We start from the raw sequence: 25514 nt of genomic DNA on the forward strand, positions 1-25514 counted from the left end.
CGAAGGGTTTACAACGTTGGTAAAGAGCCAGTAGAACCTTGAGAGAGACTGGTCCGCCCCCCAGGTTTCGAGAGGTGTGTCATGAGGTCGTTCCGTGCCGCAGTGACCGCAACAGCCGCCGTACTGCTCACCGGCGTACTGGCGCCGCCCGCACCAGCAGTCGAGACGCAGGAGACCGCAGTGGCCTCGCAGACCTTCCGGAATCCGGTGAATCCGGCCGCGGATCCGTCGCTGATGTTCTACAACGGCAGGTACTACGTCGCGACGACCCGCGGCGATCGGATCGGGATCTGGTCGTCGTCCAGTCTCGCCACGCTGCTCGTGCAACCCGAGCAGGTGGTGTGGCGGGACTCGGACACCAGCCGCAACACGCAGATGTGGGCGCCGGCGTTCCGCCACGTCGGCGGCCGTTGGTACATCTACTACACGGCCTCGGACGGCGTCGACGCCAACCACCGGATGTACGTCCTCGAGTCCGCCGGCGACGACCCGCTCGGTCCGTACTCCTTCAAGGCGAAGATCGCGGACTTCGGCGAGTACGCGATCGACGGCGAGCCGATCACGGTCAACGGCCGGCAGTACTTCGTCTGGACCGGTCCCGGCCGCGGTCAGGGCGGACCGGCCCAGCTGTACATCGTCCGGATGAGCAACCCGTGGACGGCAACCGGCGATCGCGTCGCCATCGCGGCGGACGGCGGCTGCTCGGAGGTCCGCGAAGGACCGACCCCGCTGTACGGCGCGACCCGTACGTTCCTCACCTACTCGACGTGCGACACCGGCAAACCGGACTACCAGCTGTGGATGAAGAGCATCGCGAACGGCGCCGACCCGATGGTCGCGTCGAACTGGGTCCAGCACGCCGGCCCGATCTTCTCCCGTAACGACGAGACCGGCGTCTGGGGTCCGGGCCACCACTCGTTCTTCAAGTCGCCCGACGGCACCGAGGACTGGATCGCGTACCACGGCAAGAACACCAGTACGTATACGTATTCATTCCGTACGACCCGCGTCCAGAAGATCACCTGGAACGCCGACGGGACGCCGAACCTCGGTCGGCCGCTCGCCGCCGGCGCCACCCAGAACCTGCCGTCCGGCGACCCCGGTTCGTCGAACTACTGGATCAACGACACCGACAGCACGGTCGAGTACGCCGGGAACTGGAGCTCGGGATCCGGCTGTGGCAACCAGTGCTTCTGGGGCAACGACCACTGGAGCGGTGAGACCAACGCGACCGCCACGATCCACTTCACCGGCACCCGCGCCGCCCTGCTCAGCGTCGCCGACACCGGCAACGGGATCGCCGCGATCTCCGTCGACGGCGGCCCCGAGCAGCGCATCGACTACTACAGCTCGATCCGAGTCGGCGAGCAGCTGATGTACATCACCCCGACACTCGCCGCCGGTGCCCACACCTTGAAGGTGCGAGTCACCGGCGACAAGAACCCGGCATCGGCCAGCACGGTCATCAGCCTCGACCGCATCGAGGTGTACTAGACGATCAGGTACGGCGTACGGCGAGCCCGTCGACCTGGTAGATCTGGCCGGACGTCCGCGTGGTCAGCAGGACGGATCCGGTGAGGAAGGCCGCCGGCACCGGCAGCGGGATGATCGCCTGGTACTCGGTCGTGGCCTTGTACAGGTTCACGGCACCGACGTACTTGCCGTTGTAGTAGACGTTCAGTCCGCCGCAGGTCACGCACTTGGTCGCGATGAGGAACAGCCGCTTGGCCTGGACGCTGCGCGAGACCGAGATGCCCTTGGTGGTGGTAGCGGTCGCGGTGCCCAGGTAGTACGCGCGGTTGGACGCCCGGACCCATCCCTTGGCGGCGCCCATCAGCCGGTCGTCCGAGGGCCGGGAGAAGCACTTGTCGACGGTCCAGCCCGAGACGTTGCCGGCGATGTCGCGAGCCCGGACGGAGACGCAGTACTCGTAGCCCGCCGCAAGACCGATGGCCACCGAGGTTGCCGTCGTACCGGACTTGACCGTGGCGTAGGCGCCGAAGTTCCCGGCGGTCGGCGCGATCCGCCACCTGACGTCGTACGACGCGACGCCGTTGTCATCCGCGCCGGCGTAGGTCACGTTCGCCGTCGCGGCCTTGGTGACGTCGAACGTCGGGCCGGTCACCTTGACGGTCGGGGTGGTGGTGTCGACCGTCAGCCAGCGAACGGCCTCGGTGCCGCGGCCGCCGTCCTCGACGCCCCAGATCCGCAGTACGTGCTGGCCGGCTGTGACGCCGGTCCTCTGGAAGGGCGTCGCCGGGCAGGGCGCGGTTTTCACGCCGTCGAATTCGCAACTGATGTAGGGATTGACCAGTCCGGTCGTGTCGAAGGGGAGCGACAGGTTCGACCCGACCACGGCCGGGGTCGGCTTGATCGTGAGCCGCGGACCCTGCCAGACGGCCGACTCGACCGTCTCTCCCGCCGGCGGCACGAACAGCTCCACGTTCGCGTACGGCCGTCCGTCGTTGACCGGGATCTGCTGGAGCGTGCTGCTCCCGGTATCGGTCCGGCGGGCGACGAGCAAGAGGTCGGACCTCGCCCAGCTGATCGAGTCCCCACCCGTGCCGTACGGATACGCCGGTACGGGAGTGCCGCCGGCGACCGGGATCACGTTGACCGAGGTGTTCTTGAAGTAGGCGATCCACAGACCGTTCGGGGACGCGACCGGGTGCTGGGCCAGCTCGGTGCCGGCGTACGTCGTCAGGACCGTGCCGTTCGCCCGGACGCGCCGCAGCTTGCCCGTCACCTGGTCCTTGACGATCAGGGTCTGGTTGTCGGGCAGCCACGACGGTGCGGACAGGTTGCAGCCGACTCGGGTCGGCGTACCGCCGGTAGCGCCGATGACCTCGATACAGGAGGAGCCGCTCTGCTCGCGTTCGAAGGCGATCTTGGTGCCGTCCGGTGACCAGGACTTCGTCGTGATCCCGCTCGAGCCGTCGAGGATCTTCACCGGCTGCGCGTGCGGGACGACCGCCGAGACCGTCCACAGGCTCGTCTGCCCCTGCGAGAAGACGACCTGCCGTCCGTCGGCCGAGGCCGCGATGGCCTTGTCGACCTGCTGCGTCGGACCGGAGGTGGCGAGCGGAATCACCTGGGTCGCGCCCTGGACGGCGATCTGGCCGAGGAACGTCCGGCTGACGCCGTCGGTCGTCACGGTGTTCGCGACGGTGATGGCATCGGTCGGCGCGGCGACCGGCGCGTTCGGCACGGTGTCGGCCGGGCCGGGCGTGCTGGCCGGTCCTTCACCGTCGGCGTTGACCGCGGCCACGGAGTACAGCGCACCCTGGATCCGCTCGGTGTCCTGCCAGTTCAGTTTGGTCGGCGGCATCGGATAGGTGGTCTCGGTCCCGTTCACACTGCGGTGGACGACGAAGCCGGTGAGGCCACTCCCCTGGTCGGCCGGCAGGCTCCAGGCCAGGTCGATACCGGTGAACGTGCCCTTCACCCGCACACCGGCCGGTACCGAGGGAACGGCCGCAGACTGCTCGACCGATGCCATGGCCGGCGCGGCCACGGTCAGCATCAGAGCCGACACCGCCAGCGGCGCGGCCAAACGCACAAGAACGTTACGCAACGGAACCCCCAGAGCCAGAATGGGCGAACCGATGCGCACCCGCTGTTGTATCGGCCCAGCCGCTCCCGCGTTACATCAAACGAACGTCTTGACGACCGTCCGGCCGTTGATCAGCAGAAAGTGCCCATCGTCGCGGATCTGGACGACGGTTCCGGCCCGGCGGCTGTCGTAGCCCCAGGTCTCGTCGCCGTCACGGTTCAGGGTGCCGAACCGGCCGCTGCTGTCGATGTAGGCCCTGGACTCCGGCCATCCGGTCTTGCCGGTGCTCCACAGGATGGTCTTGCCGTTCTTCAGGAAGACCAGGTTGCCGTTCGTCAGCAACTGGAGCGTGTAGACGTGGTTGACGGAGTACATCGTCACGTCGCGGCCGGCGCTGTCCTGGGCGCGCAGCAGCGCGTTCGGCATGAGGGTGCCGATCACCATGTGCCGGTTCCAGACTGCTTTGTTCCGGGTGTTGTAGATCCCGAGCAGGCCCGTGTTCGGCAGGACCAGCTTCGCCTGCGGGCTGGCGGCGCCCATCGACCAGATCGTGGTCCGGCCGTAGATGACCCGCATCACGCCGTCGGTGCCCATCACGAGCACGGCCCCGGGCCGGTACGTGTTGGTGATCCACAGCGGCTCTCTCGTACCGCGCTGCAGCAGCGTCACGTTGCCGTTGCGCTGCATGGTCAGCGTGTACACACCGCTGGCCGACTTGATGGATTGGAGCGCCAGCAGCTTCTGCCCCGGCAACAGCGTGTCCTTCACCGCCGCCTCGGCCGGCGCCGCAACCACAACCCCACCCAGCATCGCCCCGACGGCCAACAGTCCGGCGAGCAACCGACGTACCATCTCGCTCCCCCTTCGTGAAAGGACAGTGTCCGGTACGAAGGAGGTCATCCCTTCAGGCCGGAGGCGAAGCCGCGGATGACGTAGCGCTGTAGGACCAGGAACAGGAGCAGGATCGGTAGGGCGGCGAGGATCAGGCCGGCGGCGACCAGGCCGTAGTTCGACGTGTACTGGTTGACGAATGCGAAGACCCGGACGGGGACCGTCTCGTGGCCGGAGCCGCCGAGGTACAGGAGCGGGGTGAAGAAGTCGTTCCAGATCTGTACGGCGTTCAGGATCAGGACTGTGCCGGTGATCGGCCGTAGCAGCGGGAAGATCACGTGCGCGAACGCCTGGAGATGTGAGGCGCCGTCGATCAGCGCGGCGTTGGTGTAGTCCGCGGGGAGAGACCGGATGAAGCCCGTGTACAGGAAGACCGTGAACGGCAGCTGGATCCCTGTGTAGAAAAGGATCATCCCCTGGTAGGTCCCAAGCAGGCCGAGGTTGTCGACGAGTTGGTACAGCGGGATCATCCCCAGCTGGAACGGCAGGATGATGCCGACCAGGAAGAGGATGTAGAGGCTGTAGCTCAGGCGGGTCGCCGTACGGGCCAGGAAGTACGCCGCGAGCGAGCCCAAGGCGATCAGCAGCAGCACGCTGACGACGGTGATCAACGTGCTGTTCAGCAGGGCCGAGCTCAGCCCGGCCGATCGCCACGCCTCGCCGAAGCTGCCCACGCTCGGCGGGGACGGCAGCGACAACGGCCGGTTCGCGATCTGCTGGGGGTCCTTGAACGCGAGCGTCACCAGCACGTACACCGGGAACAGGAACCCGATCGCGACCGCGATCATCACCAGCTCCAGCAGGAACGTGCGCGGGCGATACTTCATGCCGCCGTCTCCCTCGACCTCAGGTACCCGATCTGCAGGAACGACACGGCCGCGACGAAGATCGCCAGTACCAGCGCGACTGCAGTGCTGTAGCCGAACTTCCCGAACACGAACGCCTGCTTGTACAACACCGTCGACAGCGTGTCCGTCGCGTACCCGGGCCCGCCGTTCGTCATCGCGATGATCTGCGTGAACAACGTGAGCCCGCCCACCGTCGACAGCATCACGTTGATCGTCACCGCCGGCGCGAGCAACGGCCAGGTGATGTGCCGGAAGCGAGCGACCGTACCGGCGCCGTCGACCATCGCCGACTCGTGCAGCTCGGCGGGCACACCTTCGAGCCCGGCCAGGAAGATCACCATCGAGTACCCCGCGCACTGCCAGATCACGGTGAACGCGACCGACCACAACGCCAGCGACGGATTGCCCAGCCAGTCCTGGCGCAGCCCCCCGAGACCGACCGCGCCGAGGGCCGCGTTCAGCCCCGCGTCCGGCGCCGGGTTGTACACGAACTTCCACAGGAACGACACCATCACCGGACTCACCACAACCGGCGCGAAGAACACCAGCCGCAACGCCATCCGGCTCTTGATCCCGGTATGCACGCCGAGCGCCAGCAACAGCCCGATCCCGTTCTGCACAACGACGATCGCGACCGTCAGCAACAACGTGTTCCGCAACGCCCCGAGCGCCTGACTGTCATGCACGAGCTGTTTGAAGTTGTCGATCCCCACAAACGTCTTGGCATTCCCAACCCCGGACCAGTCCGTAAACGCCGACCCCGCCCCGGCGATGCTCGGATACAGCACCACAACGGCGTACACCACCACCGCGGGGACCGCGAACCACCAGGGCGGGGCGATGCGTACCCTCATGCCTTCTTCCGGTAGGCGTCGTCCATCTTCTTGAGCGCGGCGTCGACAGTCGTTTTGCCGCCGAGTAGTTCCTGGACGACGGCGAAGTGGGTTGGTTGTACTTCGGCGTTCGGCCAGCGTTGGTCCATGAAGGGGACTGCCTTGTTCGCCTTCAGGGCGGGGAGGAACAGGTTCAGGGCCTGGTCGACCTTCGCGTCGCCGTACAGCGGGACGCAGGAGACGGCTTCGGCCCAGGTGTTCAGGTTCTCCTGCTGGCCGCAGTAGTCGAGGAACGACTTTGCCTGGTCGGACTTCTTGCTCTTCGCGCTGACCGCGATACCGACCACCACGCCGGCGGGGATCCAGTTGTCAGCGGCAACATCCGTGGCCGGGAACGGGAACATCGACAGGTCGTCCGGGGTCTGCGAGGCGGCCCGGAACGCCGACAGTACGGCGGACACCTGGACCGCCATAGCAGCCTTGCCGGTGGCAACCATCGAGGTCGCCTGCTCGTACGTCGTACCGTTCGGGTTGTCGTTGAAGAAACCCTTCTTCTGCAGCTCGAGGTACTTGTTCATCGCGTCGACCCAGCCGGAGTCCGCGAACGAGGCCTGCCCGGCGAGCATCTTGTCGTCGAAGTCCGGCGTCTTGGCGTAGACCGTGCCCGGGACCAGCGCGTACGGGATCAGCTGGGTGATCCACGGCGTCTGCGCGCCGAGCGCGATCGGGACGATGCCCTTCGCCTTGAGCTTCTCGCAGACCGACAGCAGCTCCGACCAGGTGGTCGGCACCTCGACGCCGGCGGTCGCGAACGCCTTCTTGTTGTAGATCGCGCCGAGCATGCTCGAGCCCGGCGAGAAGATGTACGTCTTGCCGTCGCTCTGGAACGCGCCCTTGAAGCCGTCCGGGATCTTCTGCGTCCAGGACTGGCTGCTGAGGTCGGCGAGCAGTCCGGCCTTGGCCAGCTGGGCCATCGACATCGCGCTGCCGTTGCCGGGGTACACGACGTGTACGTCGGGTGCGTTGCCGCCGCCGAGCTGGGTCCGCAGCGCGGTCTGCACCTGGTCGGCCGGCGCGAATGAGAGGTTGAAGTCGAAGCCGGAGTGCGACGACTTGTACGCGTCGAGCACCTTCCGCAGACCGGCCTCCTGGTCGCCGACGCCGATCACCTTGAGCGTGCCGCCGGACGACGACGAGCCGCCGCCACCGCCGCACGCGGCGAGCGTCCCGGCCGCCGCGGCGCCGCCCAGCAACTGGAGGAGCCGCCTGCGGCTGACGGACTGATCGAATGCCATGGGTCCTCCTGTGCGCCGAGATACCGGCGAAGTCTGTGAAGTAACCGCAGGATCGTGTTACTTTCGTCACCGGGACGCTACGGATGGCCCGAGGCGCCTGTCAAGACCTCATTGAAAGGATTCAGTCCGGACCGGTGTGAAAAGGTCTCCGCCGCGGTTTTGGGCTCCTGCCCGCCTCTCCTGAGAAGATGGCGCTGTGCCCGTGACCGCCTCCCCAGCTCCGGCCGGTACGCCGTACCCCGTATCGCTGCCCGGCGGTTCCACCACGTCCACGCACGGACCGGTGCAGGCGTGAGACGAGTCCTCCTGGCCGGCCTTCTGCTGCTGGCCCTGGCGCTTGGCGTCGGCGGCGGCTACTACACCGGCGACCGCTTCGACACCCCCGAACCCACCGCCGCAGGCACCGCCGGCCCCCTGGGCACAGTGTCGGAGTCCCCGTCCCCAACCCCGACGGAACCGTCCCTACCGGTGAAGACCCCGGTCCCGAGCAACCTCGAACCGCTGGAACCGGGCCTCGAGTACACCCGGCGCACCTTCACGGTCACCCCGCAGGACGAGCCCTCGGTGCAGCTCTCGATCGAGATCCCCCAGGGCTGGAAGCAGACGCGCGACCCGAAGCGGCCGCAAGAGGTGAAGTACCTGGACGACCAGCAGCAGCGCGGGGTCCGCGTCGAGGCGGTCGAGCCGGTGGACACGACCCCCGAGGCAGCGATGGCCCAGCTCATCGTCGATCTGAAGAAGAGCCAGCCCCCGGAGAACGACGTACAGATCGTCAGCCACACCACCGACACCATCAAGGGCGAGGACGGCGATCCCCGGCCGGTCGCGACACTGATCTACACCTACATCCCGGGCGAGACGCTCCGCTATGTGATCGTGCGCTGGATCGCGATCGACGGTCAGCTGACGAACGTCGAGATGAGCATCACCGGCATCCCCGAGGACGCGGCCGCCCTGGATGAGGTTCTGCAGCGGACCTCGACGTCGGTCCATGAGGTCGGCTGAGCGCTTTCACGGAATTGTTACGTCCGGGCATGCAACCTGAGACTGGACTCAGGTGTCTTCTGTTGAGTAGGTGACTGGGGAAGGTGGGGGCGTGAAGAGGACGATGTCGCGGCGCGCGCTGCTCGGCGCCGGCCTGCTCACGCTGGCCGGAGTCGGCGGCGCGGGCGGGTACGGCGTCGGCCTGTTCCTCACCGACGAGCCCAGCCTGGCCGGTACTGCGGCACCGCTGCCGATGGCTGTCACGTCGGGGCCGCCGGCGACGCCGTCCACCCCGGCCCCGCCGCCGAAGAAGATCGTCCCCGACGACACCAAGGCGCTGGACAAGGACGATCTGGAGTACCGGGTCCGTGAATTCACAGCGACCAGCGTGGTGCGGTCGGACGTCCGCCTCAAGGTGCCCAGGGACTGGGGCTTCACGCACCCCGATCCCCCGAAGATCGGCCGGTACACCGACCCGACCTCCAAGCGCTGGATCCGGATCGAAGCCGGGTTCACCATCCGCCGGCCACCGGCCGAATCGATGGCCCAGAGGCTGACGGATCTTGCCACGGTGCCGGCTGCCCAGATGCTGTCGATCAAGTCGCAGACCGTGGATCCGGACACCAAGGAAGCAACGCTGGTCTACACCTACGTGCCGGAGAACTCGCTCCGCTACGTGATCATCCGATGGGTCGCCAACAGCGAGGGTCTGTGCACGTTCGAGATCGCCGTCACCGGCCTGCCGCAGGACCGCGAGGCGATGGAAGACATCCTCGACCACGCGGCCAACTCGGCCACTCGCGACGACTCGCCGATCCGCGCGTCCTAGCCTCCGATCACTCCGGCGAGCGATTCTTGGCCGGTGGTGGTGAGATCGACGGCTCTTTGGTTGGGGCGGCGGCGGAGCCAGTTGTTGGCCAGGAGGCTGTTGACGACGGATGCTCCTAGTTGGCCCGACAGGTGATGGCGTTGTTCGCTCCAGTCGACGCAGAACCTCAGGAGTCGGCGGCGGGGCGGTTCGTCGGACAGGTCGACACCCAGTTCGCCGAATACCTCGGCGGCGTTGGGGCCTAGGGCATACGGGCCGTCCGGGAGTTGTGCGGCCAGCGGGTCGTCCGGACGGCGGTCCGCGCCGACGCCGCCGTCGGTGCGGGTCAGGGCTCCCCGGCGTACCAGACCGTCCAGCAGGGCCACGCCGAGGCGGCCGGCCAAGTGGTCGTAGCAGGTGCGGGCTTCGCGGAGTGCTGCAGCGCGGGTGCTCTGGCGGAGTGACTTGATCGGTTGGGGTTTCGCTATCCGGGCCAGGGCTTCTACGGCTGCGGCCACGTCCGCCCCGGAGAGCTTGTAGTACCTGTGCCTGCCAGAGCGCTCGACTGCGACCAGACCGCCGTCCAGCAGCTTACGCAGGTGTCCGCTGACGGTCTGCGGTGACACACCGGCCTCTGAGGCCAGCAAGGAGGCAGGCAGCGCGCGGCCGTCCGCCAACGCCATCAGAACCTTCGCCCGCGCGGGCTCCGCCATCAGGCCGGCCGCGCGAGCCACATCGGCATCTCCGCTCATGTACTCCATGCTCACACCGTCATATTTCGGCGCAACCCGAAGTGTTCCGGTGGCACGGTGGGAAGCATGCTGCTCGCGTTGCTGTGTGTCGGAATCTTCCTCGTCCAGCTCGACGTGACCGTGGTCAACGTCGCGCTGCCGACGATCCGGACCGGCCTGGACACCAGTGCATCCGGACAACAGTGGGTCGTGAGCGGCTACATGATCGCGCTGGCCGGGCTCCTGCTCGTCTGTGGCGCACTGGGCGACCGCATCGGCCACCGCCGTACTGTGCTCGCCGGCCTGACGGTGTTCGGCTTTGCGTCCTTGATCTGCGGCATCGCGCCGAACATCGAGCTCCTGGTCGCAGCACGCGCGCTCCAGGGTGTCGGCGCCGCCCTGCTCCTGCCCAGCACGCTGGCCGTCATCACCGATCAGTACGTCGACAGCGCCGCAAGAGCCCGTGCCGTTGGGATCTGGGCGGGCGCGGGTGCGCTTGCGCTGGTCGCCGGGCCGATCCTCGGCGGCGTACTCGTCAGCGGGCTCGGCTGGCGCTCGGTCTTCCTGCTGAACCTGCCGATCATCGCGTTGGTGCTGCCAATGGCCTGGCGGATGGTGCCACGCCGCCGGACCGCTCGCGCTCAGGCCCGTGTCCGGCTGCGCATCGGCGCGGCCTTCGTCGGAGCCAATGTCGTGTCCGGCCTGATGAATCTGGTTGGTCTAGGCACGCTGCTTGCTCTAACCCTTTACCTGCAAGAGCATCTGGCCCAATCCGCGCTCCGTGCGGGTCTCGAGCTTCTGCCGGTGCTGACGCCGCTCGCCGTTCTCGGTCCGGTCTCAGGGCGCATCACCGCCCGGTACGGCTCGCGGCTCCCGATGTCGTGCGGCCTTGCTCTCGGCGCCATCGGGTCGTTCTGTCTGCTGATCGTTCGCCCTGGCAGCGGCTATGGCGCTGTCATTCCGGTGGAGGTCGGTCTGGGCCTGGGCATGGGTCTACTGACCGCGGCTGTCGTGCACGCGGCGATCGCAGCGCTGCCCCCGGACCGTGCGGGCCTGGCCAGCGGCGTCAACAACACCGCCCGACAGGCCGTCGGTGCGGCAGGTGTGGCGCTCTACAGTGCGGTCCTGAGCCACGCCGCGAACTTCACCGCAGGTCTCCACATCCTTGCCTGGACAGGCGGCGTGCTGTGGCTGGTCGCACTCGGCATCACCTGGCTGACAGTCGCCTAGTCGACCGGCCAGATGGTGCGGAAGATCGTGGAGCGCAGCCGGTAGAACGTGCGACGAGCAGACTGCATCAGCGCCGGCGACGGCCGCAGCCGTTCGGTCGGAAAACGCATGGGGGACTTCCTCAGCGCTAGTACTTCACCGAATTCGCGATCTCGGCAGCACGGGCGGCGTCTGGCGTGATCACCTGGACGAGCAGCGAGCCGCCGTCCCCGCGATCGACGACCCGTTCGAACAGGACCATATCCGCCCCGGCGCATCCACTGGAAATCCGGTCCGTGGTCGGCCGGTCATTGAACGTGCCCGGATAGGACGGGCCGGGCTTGCACCCGAGCGCCTTGTTGTCCGGGAGTGCGAGCTTCGATCCAGCCACGCCGATGAACACACCCGGCGTCGTCGCGGACCAGTCGGAGTCCCGGCTGACCCGCAAGGCAGGCGTCCGGTCCTTGCCACCCGGCGCCAGCCAGTCCGACTGGGCCATCGACTTGGCCCACGCCCGCGGCACCGTCACCTGGAACTGTCCCTCCGAGACCACGATCGCCTCGCGGCTGGACAGGTACCACTGGCCGGCGTACCCGGCGCCGCCCCCGACCACCAGCGCGAGCAGGGCTGCGACGACCCACCGGCCGCGCTTGCGCTTCCGTTTCGGTGCAGTCTGCGGCTCGGACGTGGCCAGGGGCTCGGCCGGTACGGCGGGTGCTTCCGCGGCTGCTGCTTCCGTTGCCTGTCCTACGGCGATCGTCTCGGCGGAGGCGTCGGCGGACTCCGACGGCTCGTCTTTCACGATCGTCGGCTGGTTCTCGTCGCTCAGCGCGGTCTTCGCACCCAGGTGGTCCGTGTCGACGGCAACCACTTCGCGGATCGACAGCGGGAAGTCGTGCGTGGTCTCGTCGAGCCCGCCGACCAGCTCCCGCGTGAACGACTGCACGTCCGGCCAGCGCTTCTCCCGGTCCGGATCCAGCGCGCGCACGATCGCGGCGTCGACCTGCTCGGGCAGCTCGAACCCGAGCGAGCTCGGCGGCGGCGCCACCTCGACCCGGCTGGCCGCGCCGAGGCCGTCGACCTGGTGCGGGGAGCGCCCGGTCAGAGCGGCGTACGCGACGGCTCCCAGCGAGTACTGGTCGGCGCGCTGGTCCAGCCGCTCCCCCAGCGCCTGCTCGGGGGCGACGTACGACGGGGTGCCGCCCGGCATCGTGATCCTGGACACCTCGTCGAGCGACTTGCCGAGGCCGAGGTCGGACAGGACTGCCCGCTCGCCGTCGTCCGTACTGCGGAACAGGACGTTCGCGGGTTTCACGTCACGGTGCAGCAGCCCGCGTCGATGGAGCGCCTGCAGTCCGCGGCCGACCTGGACGACCACGTCGACGGCCTCGGCCAGCGGGAGCGGCTTCTTCTTCAACCGGTCGGCGAGCGTGCCGCGATCGGCGTACGTGAGGACCAGAAAAGGGCGGCCGTCCTCCAGTTCGCCCACGTCGTGCACCTGGACGACGTGCTCGGACTCGACCCGGCGCAGGAACCGGCCTTCCTCGAGGAACCGGTGCCGGACGGAGTCGTCGTGCCCCCAGTTGTCCGCGAGCACCTTGATCGCCACTTCGGCATCCAGTTGCTCATCGTGAGCAAGCCATACCGTAGCGAAACCGCCTGAGCCCAGGCGTCGGCGCACGACGTAACGCCCGAGTCTGGTTGGGACCCCCATACAGGGCATTATGGAGTACTGGAGTGTCCCGTGCCGGGGCCGATCGAGAGCAAAGGCGCAGATGAGCGAGAGCACCAGCCCGACCGACGACCTCGCAACCCTCGCGGAGCAGGCGCAGGCGGGCGACAAGAACGCGATGGACGACCTGCTGCGACAGGTCTATCCGCGCGTCCTGCGGATCTGCCGCAGCGTCCTGCCGTACTCCGCCGACGCGGAGGACGCGGCCCAGGAAGCGCTGCTGAACATCGCCACCAAGATCAACACGTACTCCGGCCGCAGCAGCTTCTCCACCTGGGTCCACTCGGTCGCGGCCAACTCGGCCCGCTCGACGTACCGCAAGCTGAAGCGCAGCGCCCAGGCCGCGCACAACCCGGAGCAGATGGAGAAGCCGGACCCCCGCACCACCAGCGTGATCGCCGGCACCCGCCTGGACCTCCTGGAAGCGCTGGAGACCCTCGAGCGCGACCGTCCGCAGATGGTCACCCCGCTCGTACTGCGAGACGTCTACGGCCTGTCGTACGAGGAGATCGCCGCCGAGGTCGGCGCACCGCTCGGCACGGTCAAGTCCCGCATCCACGACGCCCGCGAGGTCGTCCGCCCACTGCTCCGCCCCAAGGACTGAATTGCATCAACGTGCAATACGTCTGCCCCGCTGGTTGGCCTAGTTCAGGCATACCCTCCGAGTTATGTCCGCCCGGGGGTTATTGCACAACGGTGACTACCTCAAGCTGCTGACCGGCCAGACGATCAGCTCCATCGGCTCCGCGATGAGCTCGTTCGTCTTCACGCTGCTCGGCTTCGCCATCACGGGCTCCGCGGTCCAGGCCGGCCTTGTCGGTACGGCGTACGCCCTCGGAGCAACTCTGGCCGCTCTGCCCGCGGGCGCGCTGGCGGACCGGTGGAGCCGGCGCCGGATCCTGATCGGCTACAGCTTCCTGGGCGCTGTCCTGTTCGGCTCGGTGGCGGTCGCCGGCTGGCTCGGGCACCTGACTCTCCCGCACCTGATCGCAGTCAGCCTCCTGAACGGCGCAGGGTTCGCGATGTTCATGCCCGCAGAGTCCGCCGCGCTCCGGCAGATCGTCGCCCCGGAGGACATCAGCACCGCCCTCGCCGCCGCGCACGGCCGGCAGAACATCGCCGGCCTGACCGGTGCACCGCTCGGCGGCCTGCTGTTCTCGATCGGCCGAGTCATCCCGGTCGCCGTCGACGCGATCTCGTACCTGGTGATGGCGATCCTGCTCGTCACGATCCGCCATCCGCTGCCGGCAGCGAAGCCGGACGGCGACGCGCACGAGCCGATGCTCAAGGCGATCCGCTCCGGCCTGACGTGGCTGTTCCGGCAGGCGTCGCTGCGGACGATCGCGGTGGTCGGCACGATCCTCAACTTCGCCGCGAACGGGACCATCCTGGTCCTCATCCTCAGCATGCAGCAGCGCGGCGTGCGACCGTCGGTGATCGGGCTGCTGGAGACCGCGATGGGGATCGGCGGCCTGGCCGGGGCGGTCGCCTCACCGAAACTGCTGTCCAGGTTCACCACCGGCCGGATCACGGTCGTCGCCTGCTGGATCATCACCGTCACCTTCACCGCGACCGCCGCCACCACACATCCCGCCGTACTGATCGTGCTGCCGGCATTCGCGATCTTCCTGCTGCCGGCGCTGAACTCGGGCCTGTTCGGCTACCAGATGCTGATCACGCCCGACAACCTCCAGGGCCGCACCCAGAGCGCGGTGATGTTCCTGTCGAACATCTCGATGCCGTTGGCTCCGTTCCTCGGTGGCCTGTTCCTGGAGACACTCGGCGCACGGACGGCGCTGCTGATCTTCGGCGGCCTGCTCGTGGTCGGCTCCCTGCTGCTCACTGTCAGTCGATCGATCCGGTCGATCCCGTTGCTGGCCGAGGTGGAGGCCGTCTGATCGGGGGCTCCCGTTCTGGGCGGGCGTGTGCTCAGATGGGGATATGAAGAAGCTCATCAACGACCCAAGTGATGTTGTGAGTGAGGCGCTGCGGGGGATGGCGGCAGCGCATCCGGATCGGTTGCGGGTGGATCTGGAGAACCGGATCGTCTACCGCAAGGACGCGCCGAGGCCGGGCAAGGTGGGGCTCATTTCCGGCGGCGGGTCGGGGCACGAGCCGATGCACGGCGGATTCGTCGGGCTCGGGATGCTGGACGCCGCATGTGCGGGCGAGGTGTTCACCTCCCCGGTGCCGGACCAGATGATGGCGGCGACGAAAGCCGTCGACGCGGGTGCCGGCGTACTGCACATCGTGAAGAACTACACCGGCGACGTGATGAACTTCGAGATGGCCGCCGAGCTGGCCGCGGCCGACGCCGGCACCGAGGTGCTGTCGGTCGTGACCAACGACGACGTCGCCGTCCAGGACAGCCTCTACACGGCCGGTCGCCGCGGCGTCGGCGTCACCGTGCTGCTGGAGAAGATCGTCGGCGCGGCCGCCGAGGAGGGCCAGCCGCTGGCCCAGGTCGCGGATCTCGCCCGCCGGGTGAACGACAACGGCCGCAGTATGGGGATGGCGCTCACGTCGTGCACGGTCCCGGCCGCGGGCAAGCCGACGTTCGACCTGGCCGACAACGAGATGGAGGTCGGCATCGGCATCCACGGCGAGCCCGGCCGCCAACGGTTGCCGTTGGCACCGGCACGCGAGATCGCCGCGATGCTGGTCGATCCGGTCGTCAGCGATCTGCCTTACCAGCAAGGCGATTCGGTCATTGCCTTCGTCAACGGCATGGGCGGTACGCCGTTGATCGAGCTCTACCTGATGTACAACGAGGTGGCCCAACTGCTCGACCGCGCCGGCATCACCGTGGCCCGCTCGCTCGTCGGCAACTACATCACCTCCCTGGAGATGGCCGGCTGCTCGGTCACCCTCCTCAAAGTGGACGACGAACTGGTACGCCTCTGGGACGCCCCGGTAAACACCCCCGGCCTACGCTGGGGCATGTGAGCATGGGAGTCGATTCCTTCGTCAACTGGCTGCGGGATGCTGCGGGTGTGTTGCATGAGAATGCGGCGTACCTGACCGAGTTGGACTCGTCGATCGGGGACGCGGATCACGGCGCGAACATGGATCGCGGGTTCCAGGCGATCGTGGCGGTGCTGGACGAGACGTCGTTCGACAGTGCCGACGAGCTGCTGAAGAAGGCCGGGATGACGCTGGTCAGCAAGGTCGGCGGGGCGAGCGGGCCGTTGTACGGCACGTTCTTCCTGCGCTTCGGGACCGCGCTGGCCGGCGCCGATCTCACCGCGGACGCAATCGGACGCGCGCTGCATGCCGGGGTCGAGGGTGTGCTCGCCCGCGGCAAGCCCGAGCTCGGCGACAAGACGATGTACGACGCGTGGGCGCCCGCGCTGGAGGCGTACGACGCCGCGGTGGCGGGCGGATCGGAGGTCGGTCCGGCGCTGACCGCGGCGGCGGAGGCCGCTGCCAAGGGGCGGGACGCGACGGTGCCGCTGGTCGCGCGGAAGGGCCGAGCGAGCTACCTGGGCGAGCGGAGCGCGGGGCACCAGGATCCGGGGGCTACCAGCACGACGCTGATCCTCCAGTCCGCGGCCCGGACGCTGGCATGACGCGTACTGCGGCAACGGTCCGGCCACCTGCATGATCGGCATCGTGGTGGTGTCGCACAGCCGCGCCTTGGCTGAGGCGGCGGTCGGGCTTGCGTCGGAGATGGTTGCCGAGGACAAGCGTCCGGTGATCGCAGTCGCTGCCGGGTTGGATGCGACGACGTTCGGGACCGACGCGATGGCGGTCTCGGAGGCAGTGGCTGCCGCGGACAGCCCGGACGGGGTGCTGGTGCTGCTCGACCTGGGCAGTGCAGTGCTGAGCGCGGAAATGGCGCTCGAGTTCGTGGATCCGTCCGTTGCGGACCACGTCCGGCTGAGTAGCGCTCCGCTGGTGGAGGGGCTGGTCGCCGCGGTCGTGACGGCGTCGACCGGCGCGCCTCTTGACGCTGTGGTGGCCGAGGCGGAGCGCGGGCTGGTCGGCAAGCAGGACCACCTCGGGGACGCTCCGGCCGTGGAGGCGGCCCCTGTCGTGGAGGCCGACCAGCGCGTTGAGGTTCTGGTGGGCAACGAGCATGGCTTGCATGCGCGACCGGCCGCTCGGCTGGTCGGGTTGGTGAACGGGTTCGATGCTGTCGTCACGCTCACCGATCTGGACACCGGTCGCGGTCCGGTCGACGCGGGCAGTCTGAGCATGGTCGCGACGCTGAACGCCCAGCAGGGTCATCGGATCCGCGTGGCCGCGAGCGGTCCGCAGGCATCCGAGGCACTGGCCGCCATCGAGAAGCTCGCAGACGAAGACTTCGGCGATGCATCAAGCCCTACAGCTGCGGAAGCGTCCCCCAGCGTGCCCGCGGCAGGTGGGTCCGGGTTGGATGTGGCTATCGGGCCCGCGGTGGTGGTGGGTGCAGGTGTCGACCTGAGCGGTTATGTTGCCGGGGACAACGAACTTGCGCGGCTCCACCAGGCCTGCGCGACTGCCGCCGAGCAGCTTGGCGAACTGCGCGACACGACGCCCGATCACGGGGACATCTTCGTCGCGCACCTTGCCCTGCTGAAGGATCGGAACATTCTCGACGCTGTCGAGGACGCGATCTCGGGCGGTGCGTCGGCCCCGGCCGCCTGGCTGGGCGTGTACGACGACCTGGCGACCACCTTCGAAGAGCTCGACGACGCCTACCAGCGCGAGCGCGCCCAGGACGTCCGCGCAGTACGAGATCGGGTACTGCGGATCCTCGTCGGCGCGACCGAGGAAACACCGGCGGCCGGCATCCTCGTCGTACCCGAGCTGGACGCGGCGACCTCGGCCACGCTCGATGCGACCCGGATCGCGGGGATCGCCGTACGTGCCGCCGGGACGACCGGACATGGCGTGATCGTGGCGCGATCGCGCGGCATCCCGCTCATCACCGGGATCGGCGACATCGACGTACATCCCGGCGCGACGATCGCCTTCGACGCACGCACCGGCTCGTTCGAAGTCGCTCCGGATGAGGACCGGGTCCACGCGACGATCCGCGAGCGGCAGAACGAGCGCGAGCAAGCCGTCGCCCGAGCCAGCGAACCCGCCGAAACCCTCGACGGCAAGACGATCGACGTGCTGGTCAACGTCGGGGTCGTCCAAGATGCTGTCGACGCACAGGGCGCGGACGGGTCGGGCCTGGTGCGGACCGAGGTGCTCTTCGGCGACCGCCGTACGCCGCCAACCGTCGACGAGCAGGTCGCCGCGTTCCGGGCCATCGCGCAGGCGCTGGGGAACAAGCCGATCACGATCCGCACCTGGGACATCGGCGGCGACAAGCCGCTCCCGTTCCTCGCCCAGGCCAAGGAGGCGAACCCGTTTCTCGGCGAGCGCGGCCTCCGCGTCTTCCGCCGTCGCCCCGAGCTGCTGCGCGACCAACTCGAAGCCATCCGTCGGGTGGCGGCCGAGACTCCGGTGCACGTGATGTTCCCGATGGTCACGACCGCGGACGAGGTCGCCTGGGCACTGGACGAGCTCGGCGCACGGGACGGTCTCGAGGTCGGCATCATGGTCGAGGTCCCCGCCGCCGCGTTGCGCGTGGCCACGCTCGCCCGGGACCTCGACTTCGTCAGCATCGGCACGAACGACCTCACGCAGTACACAACCGCTGCTGACCGCACCAACACTGCGGTCGCCTCCCTGGCCGACGGTCTGGACCCGGCGGTCCTTCAACTCATCGACCACGTCGTACGCAACGCCGGCGTCCGCGTCGCAGTCTGCGGCGACCTCGCCAGCGATCCACAGGCCGCAGTACTACTCGCGGCCCTCGGCGTCACCGAGCTCAGCGCCGTAGGCCCACAGGTACCTCTCGTCAAAGCACGACTGCGGCAGGCCGACCTCAGCCAGGTCGACACTGCCGCAGTGCTCCAAGCAAGGGACGCGGATCAGGTACGCGGCTTGCTGTAGTAGCGCAGTTCGACCAGGTTGAAGCCGGAGGTGCGTGCGGGCTTGGCGGGGAGGCTATAGGACTCGCCGGGCTCCAGGTAGGTGACGTCCGGGTGGTCGAGGTCCAGATCGACCACTAAGGCCGGGTAGGCGCCGGTGTGCCAGTTGTAGGAGGTGCCGGGCTCGGGGGTCACGTGCTGCACGCGGACGTCGTCCTCGTCTACGACCACCTTGACCGGGAGCTCGCCGGCCTGATCGAAGCCGGAGTCTGCTGGGACCCCGGCTACGGCGAAGTATGGGTCGCCGCTGGCCTCCTCGCCCAGGTCCAGGACCTCGATCAGGCGGTTGAGGTACAGCGCGTCGCCATCGTTGGTCAGCATGTGCACCGGGGACACCGGGCGGTACACGGACCCGCCGACGGTTTCACTCAGCTGACGCGCCGGACTGCCGTCCAGCCAGTCCATGTGGCACGGGGAGGTCGACAGGCACAGCACGACGTACGGGTTGTGGTGCAGGTGCCAGCCCTGGGCCTCACCGGGCTGCAGCGACACCTCCCACACGCGCACACGCGAGTTCTTCAGCAGCACGCGGGTCCCGATCTCACCCAGTACGACCTCGCTGCCGTCGGGCGCGCTGACAGTGGTACCTGCGGTCATGCCATCTCCTCGAGATCTATCGGTCGTTCCATCGCGACACCGGCGAGCACAGTGCCGTCCGGCATCGGTAGCTGGGCAGCCTCCACCTCGGTGAAGCCGAACGCCTTGTAGAGCGGTACTCCGGGCAGCGTGGACATCAGCGCCAACCGGGTGAACCCCTCCGCCCGCGCTGCGTCCGTACACGCGGTCAGGATCGCCCTGCCGAGTCCACGCCGGGTCCAGTCCGCGCGGACGAACATGGCCCGGATGCGCGCCGGCTCGGTCGCCGGGTCCAGCAGCCGGTCGTCGGCTCCCGCAGTACTGGCGTTGAACAGCTTGTTCCGCCGGCTCCACCCACCACAGGCGACGATCTCGCCGCCGGCGTCGTGCACGTAGTACGTGCCGTCGTCGATCAGCGCAGTGTCCAGCGTGGTGATGTGCTCCGCGGCGCTCGCGGTCTCCAGCGGGTCGTAGTACGCCGGGAACACGTCCAGGACGGAGGCCCGGGCCAGCTCCGCAATCGCAGCTCCGTCCACCGGCACGGCCAAGCGCAACACAGGGTCCACGCGCACAGGCTAGTTCACTTGGAACGGCGCTTGTCCGTCCAGGACCGGTAGCTGGCGAACATGTTCCCTGTTGTCACGACGAGGGCCACCAGCAGCAGGATCACGCTGGCGCCCGACAGGATGATGACGCCTGCGAACACCAGCCCGATGACGAGGCTCTTTGCGAGGTTCGCGATCAACTCACGATCATCCGGCTTCGGCTCTGCCTCGAAGCGTGGCGCGCGGGGAGCCGGCGCGGACGGAGGCTGGGCAGTGCGACGAACCGGCTTCGGGAGGCCAGGACCTGCCAGGCCTTCGAAAACCACGTCCACGTCGTGCCGGTTCCGGGCGCGGTACAGGAGGTCCGTGCGGCGAGCCATCTCTTCTTTGCCGATCCGCCCCAGACGGTACTCCCGCGTCAGAGCCTCCGAGCACCACTCTCGCTCCTGCTCGGTCAGCCCAGCACGCTGCCGCAGACGCTGCGGTGGACGTCTCTTGACGACGGCTGGCCGCTTGGCGATCGGCGCGGCCGTAATCCGGCCGATGTCGGCCAAGCGCTCCACTCCGAGCGGCGTGAGCTCGTAGTCAGCCGGTCCGATGTCCTGTGGGCGACGAACGATGTGCGACGTGCCGATCAGCTCGTCCAGTACCGCCTGCACCTGGTGGTCCGTGGCGCCAGTGCGACTAACCAGCTCAGCGCGGTTCAGCGGCCGCCCCTCCAGATGTCTGAGCACTAGGCGCTCCACCCGCGGGTCGGTCACTTCCGTCTGCTTCGGAAGGGCCAGAGCATCACACCGACGACGGCGATGATGAACAGGACCGCCGTTGGCAGACTCGCGTGGCCGAACCCGAGAGAGGCCGCGATGAACCCGACAATGACGAGCACCGGCAGCAGCATCAACGCGACCGTTCCCCAGGTCGGGCCCTTCACCCCGGGCGGCAAGGTCACCGGATCGACGAGCTCAGGCATCGGCAGGCCGCGGAAAACCGGGTCCAGCTCGCCGCGGGTGTTGGCGGTGAGCAGGAGCTGCGTGCGACGCGCCAGCTCTGCCTCGTCGATCTGGCCGACGGCGCACTCGATCTCCAGCGCCTGCAAGCAGTCCGACCGGTCTTCCTTGGACAGCAGCAGGTCCCGCGGGTCCTCGGGCGTGGTCTGCTGCGGCCGGACGGTGTCCGCGACGGTCGCGACGAACAGCTTCCCCATCATCTTCAGTGGGGAGCCGAGGAGTTCGTCGACCACCTGCAGCCGGCCGAAGCCGGCCGCGGTGATCTCGTAGTCGGCCGGTCCGGCGTCCTGCGGGCGACGTACGACGAACGTCCCCTGGATCAGGTCGTCCAGCGCCACCTGGACCCGGCGCTCGCCGGCGCCCGTACGGCGTACCAGCTCCGCCCGGCTCAACGGTGCGAACTGCAGCTGCTCGAGAAGCGCATGTTCCAGCGCCGGTTCATCCCCCACCGGATCATTTTCGCAGGCTCAAGCGGTCAGTCGAATGTCAAAAGCAGCAATCCTCCCGAGTACGTCGGCTGCAGGACCGCCTCCACCCGGATGTACTGCGCCCGCACCGGTGCGAAGCGAGTCGTGTTGAGCTGGTCGACTGCCACGTCGTACGGCGTGCTGTTGTCCGCCGGCCGCCAGGTGTCCCCATCCAGCCACAACACCCGCCAAGACTCGGGCACGCGGCACTGGCCGGAGCCGGTGTCGTCGTACCAGTACGCCTTGACCTGTGAGAGCTCGCGCATTGAACGCAGGTCGTAGGAGATCCACTCCGTCGTCCCACGCCGGTCCCACCAGGTGAAGCGCGGAATCGACGTGTCAGCAGAGGACTCCGGCATCCGCCCTGAGCCAGGAGCTTCTAGCGAGTCACCGTCGTTCACATGCGACGCCGTGATCCGCGTGCGGTAGCTCCACGCCTTCCCATGCGGAGAGATCTGCGGGAACGACGCGACCCGCAGCCGGGCCGCACCCATCGGAATCAGTGTCACAGTCTCCACAGGTTCTTCTGACCGCGCCGGACCGGGCTGCAGTAGTCCGACCACGTCCTCGGTGTCCGTGTCCCACTGCGGGAGCCGTTGCGCCTGTGTGGTCAGTGCGAGCGGCACTCCCTCGGCAGTGAAGGGATTCGCGCCGGCGTCTCGCCGTACGACGTCAAAGCGTGCATCGGCGACCAGGCCGTAGTTCCAGGGGGACTCCGGATAGACGGAAAGCTCAGGCCACTCGTCGGTCCCGCCAATGTGCTCGTACCGCTCGTCGATCTGCAGCGAATAGGTCAACGGACCACGGTCCACAGACACCGAGCGCTGGTTGTCGTCCCAGACCCTGGTGCTCGTGCGCATCGGCAGCACAAGCTCCACGCGATCACCGGAGTGCCAGGCGCGGTCCACCTTGAGCCAGTCGCCACTCACCCGCACGGGCTGACCGTTGACCTTCACCGAGACCTCGCCGGCCCAGCCAGGACGCCTTAAATACAAGGGGAAGCGCGCAGACCCTTGCACAGTGAACGAGATGGTGTCAGAGAACGGGTACTCCGTGTCCTGCACGATGCTCACCGTCTCGCCGGCAGCCCCGACGCGAGCAGTCACCTTGCTGGCGGCGTACATCGACGCAGCCAGGCCGTTGTCCGTCGTCGCCAGCCAGAGCTCCTGCGCGTAGTACGGCCAGCCCATGCCGTAGTTGTGCGGACAGCACCGGTACTGATGTACGCCGTACTTGTACGCCTGCATCGGGAACGGGTTCTGGAACTGCCCGTGCTTCGGCTGGTCGTCCAGCTGCACACTGTTCGCACAGGTGATGTAGTGCATCACCTGTTGCTGCGGGTCGTACGACGCCGGCAGCGAGTTGAACGCCAGCTCCTCACAACGGTCCGTCCAGGCCCTGTCTCCGGTGAAGCGGGTGAGCAACTCGCAGCTGTGCATCAGCTCGACGATCCCGCACGTCTCGAACCCCTGCCGCGGGTCACCGAACCCGGGCCGCGAGTTCTCGTCCCCCGCGAACCCGCCACCGGGGAACTGCCCGTAGCGCCCCATCACCGTCGCATAGTTCCGGTACGTCGCCGCGCGGTGCCGCTCGTCGCCGGACAGCAGCCAGTACTGCAGCGGCTCGCGGAACCCCTGCGCCAGGTTGACGTTGTGCCAGGTGGGAATGCCGTTGACGTAGTCCGCCGACCCGCTGTGCATCTTCGTCACCAGGTCGAGCAGCCACTCGTCTCCCGTGCGGTTGTACAGCCAGTACGCACTGTCGATGTTGTCGCCCCAGCGGAACGCACCCCACGACCGGTTGAACACCTGCGGCGGCTGCGTGTTCTGGAACCGCAGGTACTTCGACATGAACGGAATGACCCGCTCGTCGCCGGAGTACTCGTACCAGGACCGGAAGGCGGCCAGCAGCGGCATGCCCGGCCAGAAGTCCGGTCCGCTCTCCAGTGAGGTCCGCAGCCGCTCGGGACCGAACCATCCGTCCGCGGCCTGGGTCCCGAGGATGCCCTCCATCCACTTCTGCGTCCTGGTCAGTACGCCGGTGTTGCCGGTGACGTACCCGAGGTCGCCGAACCCGCGGAGCCAGTACGGCAGCTCCTCCCAGGCTCCCTGCGCAGGGTCGACCCAGCCGTTCGTCTCGTAGACCAGGAAGTCGGAGATCTCGTCGTACCGGCCGCAGAGTCCGTCGACCTGCAGCTCGAGCTGCTGCGCCAGCCAACCGCGCGGTTCGATCGCGCCGGGTGGGAGCTTCTGGAACGGGACGGGCCGGAGTGGGGCGCGCTGGGGGACGTAGTGCCCGCCGCGGCCGGCGGGCGGACCTGAAGGGCGGGAGGCCTCGGCCGGTTCGACGGCGGTCATGACAGCCGCCGCGGCGAGGGAGACACCAAGGAAGTCACGTCTGGGCATTCCTTCTGGGGTGGGTTCGGGCATGGCGATATGCCTTTCGGGTGACGGGGGCGGACATCACACCGACGGAAAGACCGCACACGTTTTCCGTCATTGACAACGTAGGACTGCAAGCCGCCTCGGTCAAGATCAAAGCGCAGGTCAGCAGGGTCCTGAGACAGTCCTGCTAGGCTTCCGCAGCAGAATGGGAGGAAACGCCATGAAGAGGCCAGGTGTGCGGATCACTGACGTTGCCGCGCTGGCCGGCGTGTCCGCCGGGACCGCCTCGAAGGCGCTGAACAACACCGGTCAGCTCAGCCAGGAGACGCGCGCCCGGGTACGGCGGGCCGCCGCCCAACTCGGGTTCACGCCGGACGCCCGCGGACGCGCGCTCTCGTCCGGCCGGACGTACACCGTCGCGCTGCTGACCACAGACAGCTCCGGCCGCTTCAGCATCCCGATCATGCGCGGTGTGGAGGACGTGCTCAGCGCAGGTGAGCTGGCGACCGTCCTCTGCGACACCCGCGACGATCCGCTGCGGGAACAGAGCTATCTGCGCGCACTGGTCGCCCGTGGTGTCGACGGCATCGTCGTGACCGGGCGACGGACCGAGCCGCGCCCGCCGATCGACGTACCGCTGCCAGTCGTCTACGCACTGGCTGCCTCGACTAATCCGGCGGATGCCTCGGTCATAGTCGACGACGCGGCCGGCGCCGCCGCCACGATCAGCCACCTGCAAGGTCTCGGTCGCACCCGGATCGCCCACATCACAGGCCCGGCCTACCACCGCTCTGCAGCAGAGCGCGCCGAAGCAGTCGCCGCTGCGCTCTGCACCGAGCCACTGTTCGGAGAGTGGAGCGAGCGCTGGGGCCGCCAAGCCACAGACCTCGTACTGCGCCAGCAGCCGGACGCAATCACCTGCGGCAGCGACCAGATCGCCCGCGGTGTCTGCGACCGCCTCCGCGAGCTGGGTCGCTCCGTGCCCGACGAGATCGCAGTAACCGGCTATGACAACTGGCCGGTGATGGCTCTGGCCAGCAGGCCGCCGCTCACCACCGTCGACCTCCGCCTCGAAGACCTGGGTCGCCGGGCCGCCACGCTGCTCTTGGAGGCGATCGCGGGCACGCCACACCACGGCGTACTGGAACTCCCGGCCCAGCTGGTCACACGGGAGTCGACGCTAGGAGCCTGACCGCCGGCGTTCCTCCCGGGCCGGGCGCGATGCCCACCGGTACGCATAGAACGTCCACGCCAGCGCGGGTAGTCCGAAGATCGCCGCAGCGATCTCGCGCCCGAACACCATGAACACCAGTCCGGTCAGCACGAACGGCACGGCCAACCACGCGGCCGCAGCGAATCCCGCCCACCGCCACTTACCGGGCTTCCGCGCCGGTGGCGTGTACAGCGAGGGAGCCGGCAGCCCCGCGAAGATCGGCTGCAGGTCGCCATGCGTCACGGCGTCGTTCAGCAGATCGACCCGCCGGTGCAGCTCGCCCTCGTCCAACCGGCCGATCGCGAACTGCTCCGCCAGCTCATCGGTGGCGACCCGCCGCTCCTCGTCCGTCAGCCGGATCTGGGCCATCCGCCGCCGGGCCGCCGCAGCGCGGGCCTCCTGCCCGGCCGCGGCTGCCAGCCCCATCAACTCGCCCGGCTTGACCGGCCGCCGCTCCGCCATCCGTCAC

Annotated in this window: 23 protein-coding genes and 1 pseudogene; 11 read left to right on the forward strand and 13 right to left on the reverse strand. The window is 68.2% G+C overall.

The window, feature by feature from the left end:
- Window positions 1-81: 81 nt before the first annotated feature.
- Complete coding sequence (locus ABT313_RS39415; RefSeq protein WP_350865106.1) at window positions 82-1494, forward strand: glycoside hydrolase family 43 protein; 1413 nt, start codon at window positions 82-84, stop codon at window positions 1492-1494.
- Window positions 1495-1498: 4 nt separating this feature from the next.
- Here ABT313_RS39415 and ABT313_RS39420 read toward each other — a convergent pair whose 3' ends face one another.
- From ABT313_RS39420 to ABT313_RS39440, 5 genes are all read right to left on the reverse strand, one after another.
- Window positions 1499-3559, reverse strand: coding sequence for a hypothetical protein (locus ABT313_RS39420; protein ID WP_350865109.1), 2061 nt, complete (start codon window positions 3557-3559; stop codon window positions 1499-1501).
- A 90-nt stretch (window positions 3560-3649) separates the two neighbouring features.
- The gene (locus ABT313_RS39425; protein WP_350865112.1) at window positions 3650-4405 is read right to left on the reverse strand and encodes a hypothetical protein; all 756 of its coding nucleotides are present in this window, start codon (window positions 4403-4405) and stop codon (window positions 3650-3652) included.
- Window positions 4406-4449: 44 nt separating this feature from the next.
- On the reverse strand, window positions 4450-5271 hold the full coding sequence (locus tag ABT313_RS39430; protein ID WP_134110289.1) for a carbohydrate ABC transporter permease: 822 nt from the start codon (window positions 5269-5271) through the stop codon (window positions 4450-4452).
- A complete protein-coding gene (locus ABT313_RS39435; protein ID WP_350865116.1) occupies window positions 5268-6146 on the reverse strand; it encodes a carbohydrate ABC transporter permease in 879 nt (292 codons plus the stop codon). Before ABT313_RS39435 ends, ABT313_RS39430 begins: the two co-directional genes overlap by 4 nt.
- The gene (locus ABT313_RS39440; protein ID WP_350865119.1) at window positions 6143-7420 is read right to left on the reverse strand and encodes an ABC transporter substrate-binding protein; all 1278 of its coding nucleotides are present in this window, start codon (window positions 7418-7420) and stop codon (window positions 6143-6145) included. The genes ABT313_RS39435 and ABT313_RS39440 overlap by 4 nt, the downstream gene beginning before the upstream one ends.
- Window positions 7421-7711: 291 nt before the next feature.
- On the opposite strand from ABT313_RS39440, the gene ABT313_RS39445 reads away from it, so the two are divergent.
- Entirely contained in the window at window positions 7712-8425 is a 714-nt protein-coding gene (locus ABT313_RS39445) for a hypothetical protein (protein ID WP_350865121.1), read from the forward strand.
- A 91-nt stretch (window positions 8426-8516) separates the two neighbouring features.
- On the forward strand, window positions 8517-9233 hold the full coding sequence (locus tag ABT313_RS39450) for a hypothetical protein (protein ID WP_350865124.1): 717 nt from the start codon (window positions 8517-8519) through the stop codon (window positions 9231-9233).
- On the opposite strand, the gene ABT313_RS39455 is transcribed toward ABT313_RS39450, so the two are convergent.
- Entirely contained in the window at window positions 9230-9973 is a 744-nt protein-coding gene (locus ABT313_RS39455) for an ArsR/SmtB family transcription factor (protein WP_350865127.1), read from the reverse strand. The genes ABT313_RS39450 and ABT313_RS39455 overlap by 4 nt on opposite strands.
- Window positions 9974-10030: 57 nt before the next feature.
- Between ABT313_RS39455 and ABT313_RS39460 the strand changes: the two genes are divergently transcribed.
- Window positions 10031-11173: an MFS transporter gene (locus ABT313_RS39460; RefSeq protein ID WP_350865130.1), complete on the forward strand. Its 1143-nt coding sequence runs from the start codon at window positions 10031-10033 to the stop codon at window positions 11171-11173.
- A 127-nt stretch (window positions 11174-11300) separates the two neighbouring features.
- Here ABT313_RS39460 and ABT313_RS39465 read toward each other — a convergent pair whose 3' ends face one another.
- Entirely contained in the window at window positions 11301-12875 is a 1575-nt protein-coding gene (locus ABT313_RS39465; protein ID WP_350865133.1) for a serine/threonine-protein kinase, read from the reverse strand.
- A gap of 52 nt (window positions 12876-12927) precedes the next feature.
- Here ABT313_RS39465 and ABT313_RS39470 point away from each other — a divergent pair, with 52 nt between their 5' ends.
- The 6 genes and pseudogenes from ABT313_RS39470 (at window position 12928) to ptsP (ending at window position 18815) form a co-directional block, all read left to right on the forward strand.
- Entirely contained in the window at window positions 12928-13488 is a 561-nt protein-coding gene (locus tag ABT313_RS39470; protein WP_134110310.1) for an RNA polymerase sigma factor, read from the forward strand.
- Window positions 13489-13552: 64 nt separating this feature from the next.
- The gene (locus tag ABT313_RS39475) at window positions 13553-14782 is read left to right on the forward strand and encodes an MFS transporter (protein ID WP_350865137.1); all 1230 of its coding nucleotides are present in this window, start codon (window positions 13553-13555) and stop codon (window positions 14780-14782) included.
- 43 nt (window positions 14783-14825) lie between these two features.
- The gene (gene dhaK / locus ABT313_RS39480; RefSeq protein ID WP_350865139.1) at window positions 14826-15830 is read left to right on the forward strand and encodes a dihydroxyacetone kinase subunit DhaK; all 1005 of its coding nucleotides are present in this window, start codon (window positions 14826-14828) and stop codon (window positions 15828-15830) included.
- Between the two features lie 2 nt (window positions 15831-15832).
- Window positions 15833-16453 (forward strand): dihydroxyacetone kinase subunit DhaL, encoded by a 621-nt coding sequence (gene dhaL / locus ABT313_RS39485; RefSeq protein WP_350865848.1) that lies wholly within the window; start codon window positions 15833-15835, stop codon window positions 16451-16453.
- A 31-nt stretch (window positions 16454-16484) separates the two neighbouring features.
- Window positions 16485-16895, forward strand: a pseudogene (dhaM, locus tag ABT313_RS39490) (dihydroxyacetone kinase phosphoryl donor subunit DhaM); the annotation flags it as partial.
- Window positions 16896-16949: 54 nt separating this feature from the next.
- Window positions 16950-18815 carry a phosphoenolpyruvate--protein phosphotransferase gene (gene ptsP, locus ABT313_RS39495; RefSeq protein WP_350865850.1) on the forward strand — a complete coding sequence of 622 codons (1866 nt, stop codon included), beginning with the start codon at window positions 16950-16952 and terminating at the stop codon, window positions 18813-18815.
- Here the strand turns inward: ptsP and ABT313_RS39500 are convergent.
- From ABT313_RS39500 to ABT313_RS39520, 5 genes are read right to left on the reverse strand one after another with little or no spacing between them, the layout of a single operon-like run.
- Window positions 18794-19450, reverse strand: a complete 657-nt coding sequence (locus ABT313_RS39500; RefSeq protein ID WP_350865142.1) for a cupin domain-containing protein — start codon at window positions 19448-19450, stop codon at window positions 18794-18796. The two genes, ptsP and ABT313_RS39500, sit on opposite strands and share 22 nt — an antisense overlap.
- Window positions 19447-19995, reverse strand: coding sequence for a GNAT family N-acetyltransferase (locus ABT313_RS39505; protein ID WP_350865145.1), 549 nt, complete (start codon window positions 19993-19995; stop codon window positions 19447-19449). Before ABT313_RS39505 ends, ABT313_RS39500 begins: the two co-directional genes overlap by 4 nt.
- Window positions 19996-20009: 14 nt before the next feature.
- Window positions 20010-20735, reverse strand: coding sequence for a DUF1707 domain-containing protein (locus ABT313_RS39510; RefSeq protein ID WP_350865147.1), 726 nt, complete (start codon window positions 20733-20735; stop codon window positions 20010-20012).
- The gene (locus ABT313_RS39515; RefSeq protein ID WP_350865150.1) at window positions 20732-21430 is read right to left on the reverse strand and encodes a DUF1707 SHOCT-like domain-containing protein; all 699 of its coding nucleotides are present in this window, start codon (window positions 21428-21430) and stop codon (window positions 20732-20734) included. Before ABT313_RS39515 ends, ABT313_RS39510 begins: the two co-directional genes overlap by 4 nt.
- A 26-nt stretch (window positions 21431-21456) precedes the next feature.
- On the reverse strand, window positions 21457-23805 hold the full coding sequence (locus ABT313_RS39520) for a beta-L-arabinofuranosidase domain-containing protein (protein ID WP_350865153.1): 2349 nt from the start codon (window positions 23803-23805) through the stop codon (window positions 21457-21459).
- A gap of 247 nt (window positions 23806-24052) precedes the next feature.
- Between ABT313_RS39520 and ABT313_RS39525 the strand changes: the two genes are divergently transcribed.
- Window positions 24053-25024, forward strand: coding sequence for a LacI family DNA-binding transcriptional regulator (locus ABT313_RS39525; RefSeq protein WP_350865156.1), 972 nt, complete (start codon window positions 24053-24055; stop codon window positions 25022-25024).
- On the opposite strand, the gene ABT313_RS39530 is transcribed toward ABT313_RS39525, so the two are convergent.
- Entirely contained in the window at window positions 25013-25507 is a 495-nt protein-coding gene (locus ABT313_RS39530) for a DUF1707 SHOCT-like domain-containing protein (RefSeq protein ID WP_350865159.1), read from the reverse strand. The two genes, ABT313_RS39525 and ABT313_RS39530, sit on opposite strands and share 12 nt — an antisense overlap.
- Between the last annotated feature and the right edge of the window lie 7 nt (window positions 25508-25514).

The organism is Kribbella sp. NPDC000426, assembly GCF_040300265.1.
GTDB lineage: Bacteria > Actinomycetota > Actinomycetes > Propionibacteriales > Kribbellaceae > Kribbella.

Coding starts and splice junctions, on each gene's coding strand:
- ABT313_RS39415 (WP_350865106.1), top strand. CDS start 82: ATGAGGTCGTTCCGTGCCGCAGTGACCGCAACAGCCGCCGTACTGCTC.
- ABT313_RS39425 (WP_350865112.1), bottom strand. CDS start 4,405: ATGGTACGTCGGTTGCTCGCCGGACTGTTGGCCGTCGGGGCGATGCTG.
- ABT313_RS39430 (WP_134110289.1), bottom strand. CDS start 5,271: ATGAAGTATCGCCCGCGCACGTTCCTGCTGGAGCTGGTGATGATCGCG.
- ABT313_RS39435 (WP_350865116.1), bottom strand. CDS start 6,146: ATGAGGGTACGCATCGCCCCGCCCTGGTGGTTCGCGGTCCCCGCGGTG.
- ABT313_RS39440 (WP_350865119.1), bottom strand. CDS start 7,420: ATGGCATTCGATCAGTCCGTCAGCCGCAGGCGGCTCCTCCAGTTGCTG.
- ABT313_RS39455 (WP_350865127.1), bottom strand. CDS start 9,973: ATGGAGTACATGAGCGGAGATGCCGATGTGGCTCGCGCGGCCGGCCTG.
- ABT313_RS39460 (WP_350865130.1), top strand. CDS start 10,031: ATGCTGCTCGCGTTGCTGTGTGTCGGAATCTTCCTCGTCCAGCTCGAC.
- ABT313_RS39465 (WP_350865133.1), bottom strand. CDS start 12,875: ATGCCCTGTATGGGGGTCCCAACCAGACTCGGGCGTTACGTCGTGCGC.
- ABT313_RS39470 (WP_134110310.1), top strand. CDS start 12,928: ATGAGCGAGAGCACCAGCCCGACCGACGACCTCGCAACCCTCGCGGAG.
- ABT313_RS39475 (WP_350865137.1), top strand. CDS start 13,553: ATGTCCGCCCGGGGGTTATTGCACAACGGTGACTACCTCAAGCTGCTG.
- dhaK (WP_350865139.1), top strand. CDS start 14,826: ATGAAGAAGCTCATCAACGACCCAAGTGATGTTGTGAGTGAGGCGCTG.
- dhaL (WP_350865848.1), top strand. CDS start 15,833: ATGGGAGTCGATTCCTTCGTCAACTGGCTGCGGGATGCTGCGGGTGTG.
- ABT313_RS39500 (WP_350865142.1), bottom strand. CDS start 19,450: ATGACCGCAGGTACCACTGTCAGCGCGCCCGACGGCAGCGAGGTCGTA.
- ABT313_RS39520 (WP_350865153.1), bottom strand. CDS start 23,805: ATGACCGCCGTCGAACCGGCCGAGGCCTCCCGCCCTTCAGGTCCGCCC.
- ABT313_RS39525 (WP_350865156.1), top strand. CDS start 24,053: ATGAAGAGGCCAGGTGTGCGGATCACTGACGTTGCCGCGCTGGCCGGC.
- ABT313_RS39530 (WP_350865159.1), bottom strand. CDS start 25,507: ATGGCGGAGCGGCGGCCGGTCAAGCCGGGCGAGTTGATGGGGCTGGCA.